Source organism: Salegentibacter salegens, from assembly GCF_900142975.1.
GTDB classification, from domain to species: Bacteria; Bacteroidota; Bacteroidia; order Flavobacteriales; family Flavobacteriaceae; genus Salegentibacter; species Salegentibacter salegens.
In genome coordinates, this window is sequence record NZ_LT670848.1 from 1,041,414 (window position 1) to 1,060,315 (window position 18,902).

The following is an 18,902-nucleotide window of genomic DNA, read 5'->3' on the forward strand; positions in this document are numbered from 1 at the left end:
GCTTTCACAATTGAAAGATTAAAAATAATGGAGAATTTTTTAAAGCCTGTAATTTTATTGTTTGCTGTTAATAATTCAGCTTTAAAGGCTTTATTTACCTACCTTTACACTAACCATCCAAAAAATATTCCAGCTGAAGATTTTCGCAAATTGCGACTAATTTTGCTGACTTAATGGTTTATAACAGAAAATAGAGAAATGATGAATGCCGAAGAAATTATAATTACCGATAATGAGTTTTTAAGACAGTTTGAAACAACTATAAATCAACAACTTGCCACCATAGAATACGCTCAACAGGAACGAAAAATCTTCTTAACCAAAGTTTTTATGCCTGAAGCTCTTAAAGAACAAGGCTATATGGATGTTTTTATTGAAGCTGTTTTAGAAGAAATTAAAGAGCGAAATACACGTGTAATGCCTACCAGCCCCGATGTTGCTAAATTTATACGAAAGAACAGAAGAAAGTACAAAGACTTGTTACCGGTAGGAATTAATATTTAAACCGCTACTTTTTCTAAAGCGAATTCAAACCTAACCATGCCATCTTCATCTATTGAAGTTAATTCAATTTGATGCAGAGTATTCACCAATGCCGGATTCCAGGGTGCTTTCACCTTTACATAGTTTTCTGTAAAGCCGTGGATATAACCTTCTTTGTTTTCACCTTCAAAAAGTACGGTACAGGTATTTCCTAACTGACTTTCATAAAATGCCCTTCTCTTTTTAGCTGAAAGACCACGCAGCATTTTGCTTCGTTTTTTCCTCACTTTAGTAGGAACCACACCCTCCATTTCTGCGGCGGGAGTATTGTCTCTTTCGGAATACGTAAAAACGTGCAGGTAAGAAATATCTAATTGGTTTAAGTAATTATAGGTTTCCAGGAAACGTTCTTCAGTTTCGCCGGGAAAACCAACAATAACATCCACACCAATACAGGCGTTTGGCATCACGTCCTTGATTTGCTCAACCCTATTGGTATAAAGCGAACTCATATATCGACGCTTCATCAATTTTAGTAAATCGTCACTTCCGCTTTGTAATGGGATATGAAAATGAGGCACAAACGTATTGCTTTGTGCCACAAAATCAATAGTTTCATTTTTGAGTAAATTCGGTTCAATAGATGAAATTCTTAATCGCTCAATCCCATCTACCTCATCTAAAGCCTTTACCAGGTCAAGAAAAGTATGTTCATGCTTTTTATTACCGAATTCTCCTTTTCCGTAATCCCCAATATTTACGCCGGTAAGCACAATTTCCTTAATTCCTTTTGCTGAAATTTCAGCAGCATTATTTAAAACATTATCCAGTTTATCGCTACGGGAAATTCCACGTGCCAACGGAATGGTACAATAAGTACATTTATAATCACAACCATCCTGAACTTTCAGAAATGCGCGGGTTCTATCTCCAATAGAATATGCACCTACATAAAAATCGGCTTCGTCAATTTCACACGAATGTACTTCCCCAAGATCGTTTTTAGTAAGATCGTTAAGGTAATCGGTGATTTTAAATTTTTCAGTTGCACCTAGTACCAGATCCACCCCATTAACATCGGCAAGCTCTTCCGGTTTCAATTGCGCATAGCAACCCACCGCAATTACAAACGCATCTTCGTTTACTTTTTGCGCTTGTTTTACGATGGTTTTAAAACGTTTATCGGCGTTTTCAGTAACCGAACAGGTATTGATTACATAAATATCGGCAGATTCAGTAAATTCTACGCGTTCAAAACCTTCCTCTTTAAAAGATCTTGCAATTGTAGAAGTTTCTGAAAAATTGAGCTTACAACCCAAGGTATAAAATGCGACCTTCTTATTATTCATACACCTGCCTGTTTCTGTAGAAGTTAAACGATTTTTAGGGCTGCAAAGATACCAACAATAATTGTTTTAGGAAAACATTGTTTTGTTGATGTTTCCAAAGAAATCCTACGGGTTTAGAAATGAAAATGTTTTATTCTGAATATGCTTCCAGCTTCAAACAGCTTAGACCTCCGAATAAATTCGGAGCAGGCTCTGAAACCAGTTCAGGGTGACGTGGTCAACAAAATACTTCAAAAACAAAAGATTGCTCCGCGCATTCCTCGCTTACAATGAATAAAAAATCACTATACGCCTACAGAAGCAATTACAATCTCAGGCTCAAGAATAATTTTGGTTTTTATAGAATTTGAGATCAAGCAGGCTTTTTCACTCTTTTCTATGATGCGTTTTGCCCTTTCGGCATTATTTTCGTCCGTGATTTCTAATACTGGTTTTAAAACGATCTCTGTCATTTGAAATTTTCCTTCAACCTTATCCAGTTTTCCAATTGCTTTAGATTTAAAAGAGATAAAATCCAGTTTAGAATTTTCAGCAATCGCCAGAAAAGTCGTCATTAAACAGCTTTCTACCGCGGCAACCAGAAAATGTTCCGGAGACCAGATGTTAGGCATCCCTTTAGGAAAGTCCGGTGGGGTTGCTGTTTCAATAGTATCGGTTAATTCAGGGGAGCTAACTTCTCCTTTTCGGTCTTCTAACCAGGTAAGATCTACCTGGTATTCGTGTTTTTCTGCCATAACTTTATATCTTTTAAACCCAAATGAGGTATTTTCTTTACAAAGAAACAGCGATTAAAAACTAAAAAATATGATTCAGGTCAGCTTCAGGAAAAGAATTTAAGATTCAATAAATTCTTTTAGGGTATTGACTACATAATCCAGTTCTTCTTGAGTATTATACCTGGAAAATGAAAAACGCACCGATGGTTTTTTAAGGTCTTCTTCTTCTAAAAATGCATTTAAAACGTGAGAACCTTTATCGCTTCCACTTTGGCAGGCGCTTCCCTTAGAACAGGCAATTCCTTTTAAATCTAATTGAAACAATAACATTAATGCTTTATCGGCAGGTACCGGCAAACATACATTTACCAAAGTATAGGTACTTTTTGTAGCATCGACACAATCACCGTTGAATTTCACCCCGGGAATTTCAGCTTTTAATTTTTTGATGAAATGAGCTTTTAGGTCACTTATATAGGCTTTTTCTTCGGCTAAATTATCTAAAGACAGTTTTAAAGCTTCTTCCAGGCCAACAATATTATGAACACCTTCGGTACCGGCGCGATGGCCACGCTCCTGCTCTCCTCCAAAAATAAGTGGTTTTAATCCGCTGTTTTTTCTTATAAAAGCGAATCCAACGCCTTTTGGACCGTGGAATTTATGGGCACTCACCGCAGTAAAATCTACCGGAATTTCACTAAAATCTAAATCATAATGCCCTACCGATTGCACACAGTCGGAATGAAATAAAGCGCCATGTTCTTTGCAAAGTTTTCCGACATCTTTAATATCCAATTTATTGCCAATTTCATTATTTACGTGCATCAGGCTTACCAGTGTTTTTTTATCTGAAGCTTTCAGCAATTCCTCTAAATGCGATTCTTTTATATTTCCGCAGGAATCCAGGTCTACATAATTCACCTCAACATCAAAACAATCCTGGAGCTGCTCTACGGTATATAAAACCGCGTGATGCTCTATTTTTGAAGTGATAATTCGCTTAACTCCAAGATCGCGTACAGCCGAATTTAAAGCCAGGTTATCGGCTTCGGTCCCGCCAGAAGTAAATATTATTTCTGAAGCTTTTACATTTAAATAACCGGCAACGGTTTTGCGGGCCTGCTCTACAAGCGACTTCGCAGATCTTCCAAAAGAATGGGTAGAAGAAGGGTTCCCATAAACCTCTTTCATTACAGAGGTCATTCGGGTTATAACTTCATCACGCATTTGCGTGGTTGCGGCAGAATCGAGGTATACATTTTTCATCGCTGCAAAATTAAGCGAAATAAAATTATTTAAAAGAACCTGCCCTAAAAATCCTGAATTCCGCTATTTTTGTTTCAGTTTGAATATATTCCCACACCTATGAAAAAGATCCTTGCAGCTTTATTTTTCTCTTTTGCCCTTTATTCCTGTGACGACGGGGATATAACTGTCACCAGTTTCGATTTAGAAAATAGTGATCTAACTTTATGTGAAATTGATGGTAAGAAAGTGCTTTGGGCCGTAAACAATGAAGATGTTTATGAATCTATGTCTCTGGAATTAAAGGATAATAGTTTAAATGATACGCTTACGCAGAAAATTTTAACACTGGAAGTAAATGATTCAATAGTAATTAATCTCTCGGGAGAAGATAATCGCCTGGTTTATAGAATTTATGATGGGGAAATTACAGGAGGGGAATATTTTTGCAAGGGAGTGCCTCCAGGATCTCCACGGGTTTTAGAAGAATATGTTTCTGCGGGCGGAGTTGCAATAATCAGAACCAGGTTTAATGATATAAGCCTGGATGCGGACGCCGATGGGGATGGCGTACCAAATGGTAAAGAGGGTTACGATCCCGATGGCGATCATCTGGATACTGATGGGGATGGTATCCCCGATTATTTAGACATTGATGATGATAATGATAATGTGCCAACAGCCATTGAAAGAGTTGCCGGCCCCGATGATGATGCTACAGAAGACGGTTATTTAGATACAGATACAGATGGAATACCAGATTACCTGGAGCCTGACGACGATAATGATGGAGTTTTAACCCGCCACGAAATTGACCCCGATGATGTACAAAGAGCTATTGACGAAAATAACGATGCCTTTCTAAGTCCTATAAACACGGCTGAAGTAGATGGATTCCCAAATTATTTAAATGAAAATGTTTTTGATCCCAATTTTGAACACGATCTTCAGTTAGATCATCATATTACAAGGAGTTACAGATCTACCATTGAAATTAAAAATTTTAATTTAATTAGACAGGATGGAAGCGGAGAAGATATTCGGTTTGATTCTTATATCCTGGGAAGGTTAGATGTTACAAGAATTCCTTTTCAGCAATTTACTAACCTTCAACTGGAAAATGAAGAGGAAGAAGGTGATGACGGAAATGGTGAAGAAGAAAATAATACAGATTAAACATTCTGAAAGAAATAGACTTCAGTAGCACCGAGACCATATTTTTGGTAATCGGCATCGTAAAATTTAAGATTGTCGTAGCGCCCCAATAAAAAATCCAGTTCGGCTTTAAGAACGCCCTCGCCTACCCCGTGAATAAACACAATTTTTTGAATTCGTTTTCTCATCGCGAATTCTATTTGCCTTTTGGCTGTTTCCATTTGAAGATTAAGCATATCATAATTGCTCATTCCGCGGGAAGAAGTGGTAAGTTTTTCAATATGCAAATCTACTTCCATTGGAGGCAGATTCCTTTCTTTAGGTTTTATGCGTTGTGATTTGGGTTTTGGGGGTAACTTTTTTTCAGCTAAAACTTTTTCAAAATCAACATCATCAGACAAAGCTTCAATAGGAGTTTCAATTTTCACTAATTCCGCTGCAGAAAATTCCATTTCAAAACCATCGGTAGTTTCAATATAAACGGTGCCGGCTTCGGTTTTTATTACAAAACCTTCCAGCACATCATCTAAAACCGCGACTTTATCCCCTTTTTTTAGCTCCATTATTCCTTATCTTCTTCTTCTTTATGATCATCTTTGGTAGCCACCCAAAAATTTGTAGCCCGGTAGAGCCCGAGCATAATAACTATGAGTCCTCCAATTTTAAAATAAGCGTGAGCATTTTCAGCAGCAATCGCATAGATTAAAAGTGCACCTCCTACTACTATTAAAATTGTATTTATTATCTGAGAATTATTCATTTTTTTACCTGTTATCCCTTATTTGTAAAATCTTTAAAATAACGGTTCTTGTATTTTCTGCAAAGTTACAGGAATTATGAGGCAAATATACTTCTTAGCTTTTATTTTCTCTTTTTACCACGGAAATGCGCAATTACACATTTCCCCCTCCACATCTGGAGATTCCTATATTTACCTAAGTGATCGCTTTTTATACGTAAAAAACGACATCAACTTAGAAAAGAACAACGCTTCTGAAACTGAAGCGAGTATTTACCTGCGGAAAGAATCGCAATTACTGCAGGGAGAAAAAAGTACAAATCTTAATTCCGGTAATGGATTACTCTCGGTTTTCCAGGAAGGTACCTCCAATGCTTTCGATTATAATTACTGGGCGTTGCCGGTAAAAGATAATATTAGTCAAAACCAATTTGGTGCCGTGATATTTCAACCCAAGAACAAAACCAATAGCACTCCGGTTCAGGTTACAGGCAGCTTAGAAGGCACTTCCCATCCTTTAAGAATTTCACGCCGCTGGATATATAAATATTCCGGCAGTGAATATAATGATTGGCAACATGTAGGTATTAATTTTAATGTCGCACCTGGGGAGGGTTTTACCATGAAAGGGGTAAATGGCACTGACAGCAGACTTATTAACGGAGTAGAAAATAATCCCGGCAATCGGCAGCGCTATGATTTTAGAGGTTTACCTAATGATGGTGAAATAAAAGTTTCAATAAATAAGGACCAGGCGGTTTTGGTAGGAAATCCATATCCTTCAGCTTTACATTTGCAGAGTTTTTTAATGGAAAATCCTGCCAGCACGGGAATCGCTTATTTCTGGGATTCCAGAGATAATGGTGATTCTCACGATTTAAAACATTATGAAGGTGGTTATGGTTCTTATTCTCCCGGCGCGAATGCTTATGCTCCTGCAGTTTTTAAAACTTATAATGGAGCCGGCGAAGAAACCGGAAATTCCGGGGAAACCGGTAATGAAATTGCTCGCGAATATTCTCCCATTGCGCAGGGTTTTATGCTAAAGGGAAGAAACGACGGTTTTATACATTTTAAGAATTCCCAAAGAAGATTTCAGAAAGAAAATTCACAAACTTCCGAATTTAAAAATCAGCAAAAAAGCGAGATTCCGCTATTAAAACTCAGTGTGATATTCAACAAACTTTACACCCGTCCACTACTGTTAGCTTTTAGAGAAAATTCTTCTAAAGATGAAGATTGGGCAATGGACGCAAAGATTTATGGAGTTTTAGAAAATGATGTGGGCTGGAATATTGAAGAAGCTTTTTATAATATACAGGTAAGACCATTTAGGAAAAATGATAAGATTCCCTTGATTATTAATTTAGCTGAAGATGCTGAATTGAGCTTCAAACTTCACGAATTCAGGCAATTTGAAAGTGATGCTATTTATCTTTTTGATGCTGTACTAGAATCATATAATCGGGTAGATAAAGCCAATTTTTCAATAGATTTACCAAAAGGAAACTATAGTACACGATTTTTTATTAGTTTTATTGAGGAAAAAGAAGATAATTTGCAATCTGAACTGCCAGAAGAAGAATTAGACGTTTTAATTCCTGAAGCCCTGATTGTTCAAAATAATCTTAAAGCGCAATTGGAGATCCAAATGCTTAGAACCGATGTAAAACAAATATTGTTATATGACCTTAACGGACAAATGATATATAATAAAACAATACCAATAGGAAGTGCAAATTATACGTTACCCACTTCGGGATTACGGGATGCGATTTATATCCTGAAACTAATTTCTTCTAATAATATGGAATTCACCAGCAAGATTAGTATTAAAAATTAGTTATGGAAGATTTTATGTTGCCTTGTCTTAACAAAAGCCTCTTTGGAGTAGATTGTTTTGGCTGCGGAGGTCAGCGCGCCTTATTACTTGTTTTTAAAGCAGAATTCACTCAGGCATTTTTAATGTTTCCGGCTATATATCCTATTTTATTTTTACTCGCCTTTCTTATCTTAAACCTCTTCCTGAAATTTAAATATGATTTTCAGATAAAAATCGCACTTATTATTTTTAGCGGGGCAGTAATGCTAATTAGCTATTTAATAAAAATGAACAATTACTTACAACTAACCCAATAAACCAATCTTTATGGAAAGACAACAATTACCAAATTCAACATTAATTTTAATTTTTGGAATTCTCTCAATTATAGGATGCTGCTGTTACGGTATTCTGGGAATTATCTTCGGAATTATTGCGCTTGTAATGGCCAAAAGGGCCACCGAGATCTACAATGCACAACCTGAGTTATACACCGGCTACCAAAACGTAAAAACCGGAAAAATTCTTGCTATAATTGGTCTTGTATTGAGTGCCATTAGTCTAATAAGCACAATTGTAATGTTTATTATGTATGGCGGAGTAGAAGGAATCTACGAAATGCAGAATGAAATTCTAAGGGAAATTGAGCAAAATCAATAATCTTTTTATTCTGAAGAAAAAGGTTATTTAAAAAGTCCTTTGAGCGTCATCCAGAACTTGTTTCAGGATCTAAGATATTAATTGTTAAATCATGATAGAAGCTGAAACAAGTTCAGCTTGAAGAAATTAGGACTTTTTAAATAGCCTATTTGTTTAAACAAAAAAGCCAGCTATTACCAGCTGGCTTTTCCTTTTTATCTATTTGATAGTAATTACTTCTCAAACTGCTTTAGCGTAGTAGTAATTATATCTACACAATCCCTAATCTGATCTTCGTTAATCACCAATGGCGGTGCAAAACGAATAATATTACCGTGGGTTGGTTTTGCTAAAAGTCCGTTTTCTTTTAGCGCCATGCAAATATCCCAGGCCGTAGAGCTGTCTTCTGAATCATTAATCACAATGGCATTTAACAAGCCTTTACCTCTCACCAATTCCACGATATTCGAGTCGCGAATAAAATCGTTAAGTAATCTTCTGAAGAGGTTTCCTAGTTTTTCAGCATTTTCAGCTAAATTTTCATCACGAATTACTTCAAGAGCCGCAGTTGCAACAGCGCCCGCTAATGGGTTTCCCCCAAAAGTAGAACCGTGTTGCCCGGGTTGAATTACATCCATCACCTCATTATTCGCCAAAACAGCAGATACGGGATAAACACCTCCGGAGATCGCTTTTCCAAGAATTACCATATCTGGTTTCACCTCTTCGTGGTCTACTGCCAGTAATTGCCCGGTACGAGCAATTCCGGTTTGAACTTCATCAGCAATAAATAAAGCGTTATTTTCTTTACAAAGTTCTCGAGCTTTTTTCAGGTAGCCTTCAGAAGGTACATAAACCCCTGCTTCTCCCTGAATTGGTTCTACAAGAAAACCTGCAATATTATCATTTTCTTTTAGTACTTTTTCCAGCGCATCTATATCGTCGTAAGGGATTTTTATAAATCCGGGCGTGTAAGGTCCAAAGTTCTTCCTGGCACCTTCGTCATTAGAAAAAGAAATAATCGTAGTTGTTCTTCCGTGGAAATTATTTTCACAAACAATTATTTGCGCTTCAGTTTCCTTTACCCCTTTTCTTTCGTAAGCCCACTTTCTCGCAATTTTAATCGCGGTTTCAACAGCTTCTGCCCCGGTATTCATAGGCAGCAACTTATCGAATTTAAAATAATCTGTTGCAAACTTTTCATACGGGCCTAAAACATCGTTATGAAAAGCCCTCGAAGTAAGGGTTAAAGTAGCAGCCTGGTTACAAAGCGCATCAACTATTTTTGGGTGACAATGGCCCTGGTTTACTGCAGAATAGGCCGAAAGAAAATCGTAATATTTATTTCCTTCTACATCCCAAACGTGAACACCCTCGCCGCGGCTAAGCACCACAGGCAATGGATGGTAATTATGAGCACCATACTGGTCTTCTAATTCAATAGCTTCTTTTGAAGATGTAATTTTTGGTAATGACATGTTCAATTTTTTTAAATCAATAATTCTATAATTCCTTCTTTTGTACCTTTTTTCTTTAAAAATCAGGTCACAGGGGAGAGAAATCATCCATTATTTAAGTTTTCGCAAATTACTAAATGTTTGTGGGAATTTTTAAGAACACAGGGAATAAATCTTCACAATTATTCTATTTTTGCGCTATGGGAAGAAGGAATAAAAACAAGGTATTTGAAGCCGTAGAAGTTACCGGTGCCGGCGGAAAAGGAAAAGGAATTGGAAAATCGCCAGATGGTCGCGTAATATTTATTGACAACGTGGTTCCCGGCGATGTGGCTGATATAAAAACTACCAAACAAAGAAAATCTTACTACCAGGGTACGGCAGTTAATTTTCATCAATTTTCAGATAAACGTGTAGAACCTGTTTGCCAGCATTTTGGAACTTGTGGAGGCTGCAAATGGCAAAATATGGGATACGAATATCAACTGGAATACAAACAAGACGAGGTTTTAAATAACCTTATTCGTGTTGGCAAGGTTGAGCTACCCGAGGTTACCCCAATTTTAGGAAGTAAAGAAATTTACTTTTACCGCAATAAAATGGAATTTTCTTTTAGCGATAGCCGTTGGCTCACTCCTGAAGAAATTAACAGCGGTAAAGACTTTGACGATAAGAATGCTCTTGGATTTCATATTCCTGGCATGTGGGATAAAATCCTGGATATTAAAAAATGTCACTTACAGGAGGATCCCAGCAATGCGATTAGAAACTTTGTAAAGGAATTTGCTACATCTAATAATTTAAGTTTTTTTAATGCCCGTAAACAGGAAGGTTTATTACGAACTTTAATGATTCGCACCTCCTCTACCGGTGAAATTATGGTTTTAATCCAGTTTTTTCACGAAGACAAAGCAAAGCGGGAATTGTTATTAGATGCGGTAATAGAAATGTTTCCTGAAATCACTTCGCTTCAGTATGTAATAAATGAAAAAGGAAACGATACCATTTACGATCAGGAAGTTGTTTGCTATAAAGGTCGTGACCATATTTTTGAGCAAATGGAAGGGCTTCAGTTTAAAATAAACGCAAAATCTTTTTACCAAACCAATTCGGCCCAGGCTTATGAATTATATAAAATAACCCGGGATTTTGCCGATTTAAAGGGAGACGAAATAGTTTACGATTTATATACTGGTACCGGAACCATCGCTCAATTTGTAGCAAAAAAAGCTAAAAAAGTAATTGGGGTTGAAGTTGTACCAGAAGCGATTATTGACGCCAAAGAAAACGCAGAACGCAACCAGGTTGAAAATGCCGAGTTTTTTGTAGGCGATATGAAAAAAGTTTTTTCTGAAGAATTTATCAATAATCATGGTCAGCCAGACGTTATAATTACCGATCCTCCAAGGGACGGCATGCACAAAGATGTAATTGCTCAAATAATTGGTATATTGCCACAACGCATTGTTTACGTGAGTTGCAATTCGGCCACACAGGCTCGCGATCTCTCTATGTTAGATGAATATTATAAGGTTACAAGGGTACAGCCGGTAGATATGTTTCCACAAACCCATCACGTAGAAAATGTTGTTTGTTTAGAAAGAAAATAAATGAATAAAAACTATTTAAAAAGGTCTATTCCTCTAATTGGATTATTATTACTCCTTTTAGGTTGCCAGCGCGACGATATTTGTCCTGCAAGCACTCAAACCACACCTATGCTAATACTGAGCTTTTATGATATTGATGATCGTGAAAGCTATAAAAGACCTACCAATTTAAGCGTAAGATCTATAGTAAGTGATTCCGTTAAAACTTTATACCAAAGAATAAATCCTGATACCATCCAAATTCCACTAAGAACTAATCAGAATACTACCACTTATACGTTTACACTTTATGATGCCGAAGAAGAAGACGAAGATCCTGAATTTACACCAGATACCGATACTTTAACCTTTACCTATGGTACCGAAGAAGTTTATGTAAACCGGGCCTGTGCCTATAAAGTAATTTATAATAGTCTAAAGTTAACTATTGAAGGCGGGGAAGACGGCGAATGGATAGATTCTTATATTATAGAAGAACCCAATATTGAAGATGATACAGAATCACATATCAACATATTTTTTTAGCATACTGTTCCTATTTCTTGCCGGGCCGGTGTTAAGCCAGGCAACGGCAGTAAAGGAAACGAGCATACAGGATAGCCTGGCCGACCGTGAAAAATTCGGACTTCGGGTGGGTGCTGATATCAGCAAACTTTTAAGAACTGCTTTTCAGGATGATTATTCTGGTTTTGAGATTTTAGGCGATTACAGAGTGTATAAAAATTACTATGCTGCTGCAGAATTAGGGAATGAAAGTATTGGTTATACTGAAGATAATATTAGTCTTACTTCCCGCGGAAGTTATGTGAAACTCGGGATCGACTATAATGCGTACGAAAACTGGACAGGGATGGAAAACCTGATTTTTGTTGGTGCGCGTTATGGATTTTCAACCTTCTCACAAGATGTTGAAGAATATCAAATCTATACCACCAATCCTTTTTTCGAACCTGATGTACGTTCTGAAACTATTGAATATTCCGGCTTAACGGCGAACTGGGTAGAATTGATTGCCGGGATTAAAGTGGAAGTAATTAATAATCTTTTTCTCTCGTTTAATGTACAGTTGAAACGTAGGTTATTCCAAACCACACCTGATAATTTTGATAACCTCGCAATTCCCGGTTTTAACCGAACTTACGACGATAGCAATATTGGTGTAGGCTATGGATACACTATTAGTTACCTGATTCCTTTTTATAAGAAATAGTTATTAGATTAAACTACTCCTGAAATTTCGCTTTTTTAGATCCCTGGTAAATTTGGTATTTCAGCAATTTAGATTCCAGCGCACCGTTGTAAAGTTTAAATTTCCTGGAAGGTCTTAAACCAACGTGTTTTATAGCTTCAAGATTAGAAGTAATAAACCAGGCATCGGTTCCCGGGTAGGCTTGCTTCAGCGTATCTCCAATTTCTTTGTAGAATTTCGGCATATCAATTTCTAAACGCTCTCCATAAGGCGGATTAAATAGCATATGTAAATGCCTTTCTCCTTCTTTTTCAGATGCAAAGAAATCCTGCCTTTTTACTTTTACAAATTCAGTAAGGTTAGCATTTTCAATATTATCTATCGCTTTGTGAACTGCCGATGGAGCGGTATCGTATCCCTGAATCGTAAAATGAAATTCACGTACTTTTTTAAGTACTGAAGCTTCAATTTTTTCAAAGAGATCTTCGTCCCAATCTTTCCAACGCTCAAAAGCGAATTCTTTTCGGTTTAAATTTGGCGGAATATTGCAGGCAATCATCGCGGCTTCAATTAAAATGGTACCGCTACCACACATAGGATCAAGGAAATCGCATTGCCCGTCCCAACCCGAAAGCATTAACATTCCCGCGGCCAAAACCTCGTTTATTGGCGCAATATTGGTAGCGGTCTTATATCCACGTTTGTGTAAAGACTGGCCTGAAGAATCAAAAGAAACATTACAAAAATTCTTTTCAATATGAATATTAACCCTCAAAGTGGGAAAATCAAGATCTACGTTGGGTCGCTTATCAAATTTATCCCGAAAACGGTCTACAATGGCATCTTTGGTTTTAAGAGAAATATACTGGGAATGTGTAAAAGTTTCTGAATGTACCGTAGCGTCTATTGCGAGGGTATCATCAACATCCATAAAATTTTCCCAGGGTAACGCGTAGATTTGCTTATAAAGATCTTCTTCAGAAAATATTTTAAAACTTTGGTATGGTTTAAGAATCTTAATTGCGGTTCGCAAGCATAGGTTGGCCTTATACATAAAGCCTTTATCGCCTACAAAACTTACGTTCCTGGTTCCTTCTTTTACATCCATAGCGCCAAGTGCCATTAATTCCTTAGCCAAAACTGGCTCAAAACCATACATGGTCTTGGCGATCATTTTAAAATTATTTTCCATATCGGTTTTTTACAATCCACAAAAATAGGGTAATTTTGCTGAATAATAGTATTGCCGGCTGGGGATGCTGAAATATTACCGATGCTTTTACGACTTATCTTTTTAACTCCTTACAATGAGGATTAGAAATCGTTGTGGCCAGTGTCTCTTTTTTATTTTTTAATACCGATTAGCTTCGGGAGAGTCCCTGTAGTGTGTCTCGAGGAATTTTACTAATTATTTTGACCTTAATTAATGATCTATATTTTACCTTTAATTTCTGTAATTGCCGGTTACCTTATTGCCATTTTCTTAAGGCCCGCCTCCTCTACCGGTTTTAAATTGCTACTTAGTTTCAGCGGTGCATATTTACTGGCAGTCACCATATTTGAATTGCTGCCCGAGGTTTATTTAAACGGCACCGAGGAAGTTGGTATTTTTATTATGCTGGGATTGCTGTTGCAAATTATTCTGGAATTTGTTTCAAAAGGAGTTGAACACGGGCATTTACACCACCAGGAAGGAATGACAAAATTCCCAATTTTACTATTAATTAGTTTAAGCATTCACGCGTTCCTGGAAGGTTTCCCAATGGATGAAGGGGATCATATTTTACACGGGGTCGTGATTCATAAAATTCCGGTTGCGACCATACTTTCGGTGTTTCTAATTCATTCTAATTTGAGTAAAATTAAAGTCGGATTGTTTCTAACGGTTTTTGCTTTAATGACGCCCCTGGGAAGTTTCTTTAAATCGCAATTTAGTTTGCTTCAGGATATTTCAATATATATCAACGCCCTGGTAATTGGTATTTTTCTTCACGTTTCTACCACTATTCTATTCGAAGCTTCTAAAAATCATAAATTTAATATTTCAAAACTGGCGGTGATTGTGGGCGGAATTTTACTGGCTTATTTTATTTAATATGTTTAGCAAAGCCGAAAGCAAAAAATTAAGGCAACAGTTCTGGACGAGTTTTGGTCTCGTTTTTCGGCGAAAATGGGTGCTTTATGATACCGGAATAAAAGAGCTGGAGCTTAAATTTCTATTAAAAGAATGCGAAATACCCGGTAATTGAATAAGCACCTGACAAATATTAATCGCTATTACTTACCATTAACCATTTAAGATGATCTCTCTTTAATTAAGCGTTTTTTAATAATTGTTTAATCTTATTTAACAGCTAATTTTCCCGTTTTCCTGTACATTCAATATAAATACTTACTACTTCTAATTAAGGAATGTATTTAAAAGAAAAAGGAAAGGAAAGAGGAATAATGATGTTGAAGAAACCTTCTGAAATAGACTATCTGGAAAATTATTATATTGCTAATTATACTTCTGCGATATACTATAAACACTGTATTTTAACTACTAAAAAAATCTTTTTAAAGAAACTGTTTAAATCTTTATACAATCATAAAAAAGCATTGAAAGACGATTTAGACCGGCATATTTCAGAAGCGAGAGACCAGGAATACCTGGACCAGCTTTTATTAAAATGTAAAAAAGAAGTGTTTAAAATGCAGCAAAATTTAAGTATTAATACCAACCCCAAATCGGGACAAATTTGTACCGAAATGGAAAGGCGTTTTTTTGCACAACTGCATCAAACACTTCAGTTATTAACCGACGGAAGTCTGCGAAATACCCTATTATCTCATAGACATAAATCTAAAGCTTTGCAGGAAAAATTACTCCTGGTAAACAAATACCTGATATAAAAAAGGTTAGTTTTACTTGTTAAATTTCCAGTTTATAGGTCTGTTGCGCAATTTCCAATTCTTCATTCGTAGGAATCACCAAAACCTGGACTTTCGAATTCTCAGCATTTATAGTTCTTAATTCCTTTAATCGCTGCTTGTTTTTCTCTTCATTAAGTTTAATTCCGAAGAATTCCATATCCTTACAAACCAAACTGCGAATAACATCGCTATTTTCACCAATTCCCGCTGTAAAAACCAGGGCATCTACCCCATTCATCGCAGCTGTGTAAGCCCCAATATATTTTTTAATTCGGTAGGCATTCATATCCAGTGCTAATTGGCATTGCTTATTTCCTTTTTCGGCCTGTTCTTCAATATCTCTAAGATCGCTATAACCGGTAAGGCCGTACATTCCACTTTTATTATGCAAAATATCACTTACTTCCTGGGCGGAATATCCCAATTGCTCAACCAGATAAAATATAACCGACTGGTCTATATCTCCACTCCTGGTTCCCATAATTAGTCCGTTTACCGGCCCAAAACCAAGAGAATGGTCAATGCTTTTCCCGTCTTTTACCGCCGTAATACTACACCCATTTCCCAGGTGAATACTTATAATTTTAGAATTTTCTTTTTGTAAATATTCAATTGCTCTTTCGGTCACATACTTATGGCTGGTGCCGTGAAATCCGTACAACTGAATATGGTGTTTGTCAGAAAATTCAGTAGGAATCGCATATTGCGAAGCTTTTTTAGGGATACTTCTGTGAAAAGCCGTATCAAAAACCGCTACCTGGGTGGCTTTTGGAAAAAGTTTTTCAGCAACCTCAATACCTTTTAAATTAGGAGGATTATGCAAGGGAGCCAGCGAAAAATATTCTTTAATCTTTTCCTTTACTTTTTTATCTATCACTATGGTTTTAGAAAAACTATCCCCACCGTGCACAACCCTATGCCCAATAGCCGGTATTTCTTCAGCATTTTTAATAACTCCTTTTTCAGAATCCATTAAAAGATCGGTGATTGCTTTTAATGCTATAGCGTGATCTTTTGCTGAAAGTTCTTCAGAAATTGACTCCTTTTTAGTTTTATAATGAAGTTTCGAGCCTTGCAGTCCAATACGCTCTACCATTCCTGAAGCTAAAACTTCCTCTGAAGGCATTTGTATTAATTGAAATTTTAAAGACGAACTTCCTGAATTTATAATTAAAATATTCTTCATCTATTTATTATTTTTCCCTACGCAGGGGATTTTCACAGGCGTATAATCTTTTGCCTGTGGGTTGCTTCTTTTTTAGTTCAGTATCTGGTTTTATTCTCAACTAAATTCCTTGTGCCTGGATGGCAGTTAAAATTACAGTATTGTAAACATCGGCTACGGTACAACCACGACTCAGGTCGTTTACCGGCTTATTTAAGCCCTGAAGCATTGGTCCTATGGCCAAAGCACCAGTTTCACGTTGCACAGCTTTATAAGTGTTATTTCCGGTATTTAAATCGGGGAAAATTAGAACATTGGCCTGCCCAGCTACTTCAGATCCTGGTAGTTTACTTTTTCCAACGCTAATATCTACTGCAGCATCATATTGAATTGGACCTTCAATTTTAAGATCTGGTCTTCGTTCTTTAACTATAGCAGTAGCTTCTCTCACTCTATCTACATCTTCTCCTTTTCCTGAAGTTCCTGAGGAATAAGAAAGCATAGCGATTTTTGGATCAATGCCAAAAGCCGAGGCACTCTCTGCCGATGAAATGGTGATTTCTGCCAATTCTTCGGCAGTAGGATTGGGATTAATCGCACAGTCTCCAAATACGGAAACTCTATCTTCTAAACACATAAAGAATACAGAAGATACCACCGAAACATTTGGTTTTGTTTTTATAAATTGCAGTGCAGGTAAAATAGTGTGCTGCGTGGTATGTGCTGCGCCCGATACCATCCCGTCTGCATGTCCTTTATAGATCATCATTGTTCCGTAGTAGGAAACATCGCTCATACGGTCTTTCGCCATATCCATATTCACACCCTTATGCTTTCTTAATTCATAGAAAGTTTCAGCATAATCCTGGAAATTTGGGGAATTTACGGGATCTATAATATTAACTTTAGAAAAATCAAGATCTAATGCAATTTTAGCAACGGTTTTCTGAATCGTATCAAAACCACCTAACAAAGTAAGTTCAACCAGATCCATATCTATAAGCCGTTTTGCTGCGGCAAGGATGCGTTCATCGGTTCCTTCCGGTAAAACAATATGTTTTTTACTTTGCCTGGCGCGTTTTACCAAATCATACTGAAACATTCTGGGAGTTCTACCTTGAGGTTTATAATTTGTTAGTTTTTCTACCAACGGATCAAAAGATACATAGCGCTCAAAAATACTAATGGTGGTTTGTATTTTCTGAATACTATCGGCATATATATTAGATTTTATGGCGCCCACTTTATTCGTTACAACAAAAGTTCCTTCCTGAACTGAAATTATAGGAACAATATCAGATAAACCTTCAATTAACTTTAAAATTGATTCTTCTGGCCTTAAACCACCGGTTAGAATAATTCCTGAAATTCTTGGATAATTGCTCGAAATATTGGCTTGTAAAGCTCCTAAGATAATATCGGCACGGTCCCCCGGGGTAATTACTAAACTTTCGTTTTTAAGGGTAGTTAAGTAATTTCTAAGCTGCATGGCACCCACTCCAAAATTCCCGGTTTGATTATCAAGAAAATCGTGACCAAATAAAACAGTTCCGTCCAGGGCCTTTACTATTTCTTTTAAAGTCGGGTTATTAAGCGTATCAATTAACGGAATTGCAAAAACATCAACCTCCTGCGGTAAAAATCCTCGCATATTCGTTGCAGCAGACTCCAGGTTATCTTCCTGAATTTTATTGCTAACCATAGCAATAACCTGAACTTCCTTATCTCTAAAAGCGCGATAGGCCATTTGCTGGTTTCCTAATAATTCTTCCCAGCTTTTAAACTGGCCGCTAACTACTATTATAACAGGTATTCCTAAATTTTTAGCGATCACCACATTTACATCAAACTCAAAAACACTACCTTCTCCAGAGAAATCACTACCTTCTACCAGTATAAAATCAAACTCATCTTCCAGCTTTTTATACTTGGTAATTATAGTATCAATAATCTCCCCCGATTTCCCATCGTTTGTTTTTTGAATTACCTCACTTCGGGTAAAAGCAAAAGTATCTTCATAAGGGATTTTTAAATCAAAATAACTTAAAACAGTATCTATATGATTATCACGTTCACCTTCCACGACATCGTTTATAATGGGCCTGAAATAACCCACTTTAACCATTTTTCCTAAAAGCGTTCTCATTAATCCTAACGAGATCATAGATTTTCCGCTGTGTGATTCCAGCGTAGCGATATAAATTCCTTTGTTCATAGTATGTAAATTGTTCGGCAAAAATAAAGTTAATAAAAGAATTCAGCTTTTAAGTTATCCCTAAAAGAAAGTAAACCTGACATCTATCAGCTTTTGATTAATCATACAACTTAGAAGGAAATATACAACACGTTTTAATTGATATTTTAAGAATTTGAATGAAACAAAAAAACCACCCGAAGGTGGTTTTAATAATTAACTT

At 36.6% G+C, this 18,902-nt stretch carries 19 protein-coding genes and 1 pseudogene; 11 read left to right on the plus strand and 9 right to left on the minus strand.

All coding sequences use genetic code 11. The features are described from left to right. Positions 1-201 precede the first annotated feature (201 nt). Entirely contained in the window at positions 202-504 is a 303-nt protein-coding gene (locus tag B5488_RS04690) for a GNAT family N-acetyltransferase (RefSeq protein WP_079734207.1), read from the plus strand. On the opposite strand, the gene mtaB is transcribed toward B5488_RS04690, so the two are convergent. The 3 genes from mtaB to B5488_RS04705 form a co-directional block, all read right to left on the minus strand. Then, on the minus strand, positions 501-1,832 hold the full coding sequence (gene mtaB / locus B5488_RS04695; protein WP_079734208.1) for a tRNA (N(6)-L-threonylcarbamoyladenosine(37)-C(2))-methylthiotransferase MtaB: 1,332 nt from the start codon (positions 1,830-1,832) through the stop codon (positions 501-503). The genes B5488_RS04690 and mtaB overlap by 4 nt on opposite strands. A 284-nt stretch (positions 1,833-2,116) precedes the next feature. Beyond that, on the minus strand, positions 2,117-2,566 hold the full coding sequence (locus B5488_RS04700) for an OsmC family protein (protein WP_079734209.1): 450 nt from the start codon (positions 2,564-2,566) through the stop codon (positions 2,117-2,119). Between the two features lie 99 nt (positions 2,567-2,665). Then, on the minus strand, positions 2,666-3,814 hold the full coding sequence (locus B5488_RS04705; RefSeq protein ID WP_079734210.1) for a cysteine desulfurase family protein: 1,149 nt from the start codon (positions 3,812-3,814) through the stop codon (positions 2,666-2,668). A 99-nt stretch (positions 3,815-3,913) separates the two neighbouring features. Between B5488_RS04705 and B5488_RS04710 the strand changes: the two genes are divergently transcribed. Next, complete coding sequence (locus B5488_RS04710; RefSeq protein ID WP_106197138.1) at positions 3,914-4,969, plus strand: hypothetical protein; 1,056 nt, start codon at positions 3,914-3,916, stop codon at positions 4,967-4,969. On the opposite strand, the gene B5488_RS04715 is transcribed toward B5488_RS04710, so the two are convergent. Both B5488_RS04715 and B5488_RS04720 read right to left on the minus strand, forming a co-directional pair. Continuing rightward, on the minus strand, positions 4,966-5,511 hold the full coding sequence (locus tag B5488_RS04715; RefSeq protein WP_079734212.1) for a Smr/MutS family protein: 546 nt from the start codon (positions 5,509-5,511) through the stop codon (positions 4,966-4,968). The genes B5488_RS04710 and B5488_RS04715 overlap by 4 nt on opposite strands. Further along, positions 5,511-5,708 carry a hypothetical protein gene (locus B5488_RS04720; protein WP_079734213.1) on the minus strand — a complete coding sequence of 66 codons (198 nt, stop codon included), beginning with the start codon at positions 5,706-5,708 and terminating at the stop codon, positions 5,511-5,513. The genes B5488_RS04715 and B5488_RS04720 overlap by 1 nt, the downstream gene beginning before the upstream one ends. A gap of 76 nt (positions 5,709-5,784) precedes the next feature. Between B5488_RS04720 and B5488_RS04725 the strand changes: the two genes are divergently transcribed. The 3 genes from B5488_RS04725 to B5488_RS04735 are packed head-to-tail and all read left to right on the plus strand — an operon-like array spanning position 5,785 to position 8,169. Continuing rightward, complete coding sequence (locus tag B5488_RS04725; RefSeq protein ID WP_079734214.1) at positions 5,785-7,530, plus strand: T9SS type A sorting domain-containing protein; 1,746 nt, start codon at positions 5,785-5,787, stop codon at positions 7,528-7,530. Positions 7,531-7,532: 2 nt separating this feature from the next. Next, positions 7,533-7,826, plus strand: coding sequence for a DUF2752 domain-containing protein (locus B5488_RS04730; protein ID WP_079734215.1), 294 nt, complete (start codon positions 7,533-7,535; stop codon positions 7,824-7,826). A gap of 10 nt (positions 7,827-7,836) precedes the next feature. Beyond that, on the plus strand, positions 7,837-8,169 hold the full coding sequence (locus tag B5488_RS04735) for a CCC motif membrane protein (protein WP_079734216.1): 333 nt from the start codon (positions 7,837-7,839) through the stop codon (positions 8,167-8,169). Positions 8,170-8,381: 212 nt separating this feature from the next. Here B5488_RS04735 and rocD read toward each other — a convergent pair whose 3' ends face one another. Continuing rightward, positions 8,382-9,626: an ornithine--oxo-acid transaminase gene (gene rocD, locus B5488_RS04740; RefSeq protein ID WP_079736527.1), complete on the minus strand. Its 1,245-nt coding sequence runs from the start codon at positions 9,624-9,626 to the stop codon at positions 8,382-8,384. Positions 9,627-9,805: 179 nt separating this feature from the next. On the opposite strand from rocD, the gene rlmD reads away from it, so the two are divergent. Genes rlmD through B5488_RS04755 form a run of 3 tightly spaced genes read left to right on the plus strand, consistent with a single transcriptional unit; the run spans position 9,806 to position 12,425 of the window. Beyond that, entirely contained in the window at positions 9,806-11,215 is a 1,410-nt protein-coding gene (rlmD, locus tag B5488_RS04745; RefSeq protein ID WP_079736528.1) for a 23S rRNA (uracil(1939)-C(5))-methyltransferase RlmD, read from the plus strand. After that, on the plus strand, positions 11,216-11,740 hold the full coding sequence (locus B5488_RS04750; RefSeq protein WP_079734217.1) for a DUF6452 family protein: 525 nt from the start codon (positions 11,216-11,218) through the stop codon (positions 11,738-11,740). Further along, positions 11,706-12,425 (plus strand): DUF6048 family protein, encoded by a 720-nt coding sequence (locus B5488_RS04755; protein ID WP_079734218.1) that lies wholly within the window; start codon positions 11,706-11,708, stop codon positions 12,423-12,425. The genes B5488_RS04750 and B5488_RS04755 overlap by 35 nt, the downstream gene beginning before the upstream one ends. A 13-nt stretch (positions 12,426-12,438) precedes the next feature. Here B5488_RS04755 and B5488_RS04760 read toward each other — a convergent pair whose 3' ends face one another. Further along, a complete protein-coding gene (locus tag B5488_RS04760; RefSeq protein WP_079734219.1) occupies positions 12,439-13,596 on the minus strand; it encodes a THUMP domain-containing class I SAM-dependent RNA methyltransferase in 1,158 nt (385 codons plus the stop codon). Positions 13,597-13,830: 234 nt separating this feature from the next. On the opposite strand from B5488_RS04760, the gene B5488_RS04765 reads away from it, so the two are divergent. The 3 genes and pseudogenes from B5488_RS04765 (at position 13,831) to B5488_RS04775 (ending at position 15,299) form a co-directional block, all read left to right on the plus strand. After that, complete coding sequence (locus B5488_RS04765) at positions 13,831-14,499, plus strand: ZIP family metal transporter (protein WP_079734220.1); 669 nt, start codon at positions 13,831-13,833, stop codon at positions 14,497-14,499. A gap of 1 nt (position 14,500) precedes the next feature. Continuing rightward, positions 14,501-14,620 (plus strand): annotated as a pseudogene (locus B5488_RS18135) (DUF4268 domain-containing protein); the annotation flags it as partial. A gap of 196 nt (positions 14,621-14,816) precedes the next feature. Then, entirely contained in the window at positions 14,817-15,299 is a 483-nt protein-coding gene (locus B5488_RS04775) for a hypothetical protein (RefSeq protein WP_079734222.1), read from the plus strand. Positions 15,300-15,318: 19 nt separating this feature from the next. Here B5488_RS04775 and B5488_RS04780 read toward each other — a convergent pair whose 3' ends face one another. After that, positions 15,319-16,506 carry an acetate/propionate family kinase gene (locus B5488_RS04780; RefSeq protein ID WP_079734223.1) on the minus strand — a complete coding sequence of 396 codons (1,188 nt, stop codon included), beginning with the start codon at positions 16,504-16,506 and terminating at the stop codon, positions 15,319-15,321. A gap of 100 nt (positions 16,507-16,606) precedes the next feature. Continuing rightward, the gene (pta, locus tag B5488_RS04785) at positions 16,607-18,700 is read right to left on the minus strand and encodes a phosphate acetyltransferase (RefSeq protein ID WP_079734224.1); all 2,094 of its coding nucleotides are present in this window, start codon (positions 18,698-18,700) and stop codon (positions 16,607-16,609) included. Between the last annotated feature and the right edge of the window lie 202 nt (positions 18,701-18,902).

What these genes read in the sequence shown, in the direction of transcription:
- B5488_RS04730 (WP_079734215.1), top strand. Translation starts at nt 7,533, where the DNA reads ATGGAAGATTTTATGTTGCCTTGTCTTAACAAAAGCCTCTTTGGAGTA.
- B5488_RS04700 (WP_079734209.1), bottom strand. Translation starts at nt 2,566, where the DNA reads ATGGCAGAAAAACACGAATACCAGGTAGATCTTACCTGGTTAGAAGAC.
- B5488_RS04690 (WP_079734207.1), top strand. Translation starts at nt 202, where the DNA reads ATGAATGCCGAAGAAATTATAATTACCGATAATGAGTTTTTAAGACAG.
- B5488_RS04775 (WP_079734222.1), top strand. Translation starts at nt 14,817, where the DNA reads ATGTATTTAAAAGAAAAAGGAAAGGAAAGAGGAATAATGATGTTGAAG.
- B5488_RS04715 (WP_079734212.1), bottom strand. Translation starts at nt 5,511, where the DNA reads ATGGAGCTAAAAAAAGGGGATAAAGTCGCGGTTTTAGATGATGTGCTG.
- B5488_RS04760 (WP_079734219.1), bottom strand. Translation starts at nt 13,596, where the DNA reads ATGGAAAATAATTTTAAAATGATCGCCAAGACCATGTATGGTTTTGAG.
- pta (WP_079734224.1), bottom strand. Translation starts at nt 18,700, where the DNA reads ATGAACAAAGGAATTTATATCGCTACGCTGGAATCACACAGCGGAAAA.
- rocD (WP_079736527.1), bottom strand. Translation starts at nt 9,626, where the DNA reads ATGTCATTACCAAAAATTACATCTTCAAAAGAAGCTATTGAATTAGAA.
- mtaB (WP_079734208.1), bottom strand. Translation starts at nt 1,832, where the DNA reads ATGAATAATAAGAAGGTCGCATTTTATACCTTGGGTTGTAAGCTCAAT.
- B5488_RS04720 (WP_079734213.1), bottom strand. Translation starts at nt 5,708, where the DNA reads ATGAATAATTCTCAGATAATAAATACAATTTTAATAGTAGTAGGAGGT.
- B5488_RS04735 (WP_079734216.1), top strand. Translation starts at nt 7,837, where the DNA reads ATGGAAAGACAACAATTACCAAATTCAACATTAATTTTAATTTTTGGA.
- B5488_RS04780 (WP_079734223.1), bottom strand. Translation starts at nt 16,506, where the DNA reads ATGAAGAATATTTTAATTATAAATTCAGGAAGTTCGTCTTTAAAATTT.
- B5488_RS04765 (WP_079734220.1), top strand. Translation starts at nt 13,831, where the DNA reads ATGATCTATATTTTACCTTTAATTTCTGTAATTGCCGGTTACCTTATT.
- B5488_RS04755 (WP_079734218.1), top strand. Translation starts at nt 11,706, where the DNA reads ATGATACAGAATCACATATCAACATATTTTTTTAGCATACTGTTCCTA.
- B5488_RS04710 (WP_106197138.1), top strand. Translation starts at nt 3,914, where the DNA reads ATGAAAAAGATCCTTGCAGCTTTATTTTTCTCTTTTGCCCTTTATTCC.
- B5488_RS04705 (WP_079734210.1), bottom strand. Translation starts at nt 3,814, where the DNA reads ATGAAAAATGTATACCTCGATTCTGCCGCAACCACGCAAATGCGTGAT.
- rlmD (WP_079736528.1), top strand. Translation starts at nt 9,806, where the DNA reads ATGGGAAGAAGGAATAAAAACAAGGTATTTGAAGCCGTAGAAGTTACC.
- B5488_RS04750 (WP_079734217.1), top strand. Translation starts at nt 11,216, where the DNA reads ATGAATAAAAACTATTTAAAAAGGTCTATTCCTCTAATTGGATTATTA.
- B5488_RS04725 (WP_079734214.1), top strand. Translation starts at nt 5,785, where the DNA reads ATGAGGCAAATATACTTCTTAGCTTTTATTTTCTCTTTTTACCACGGA.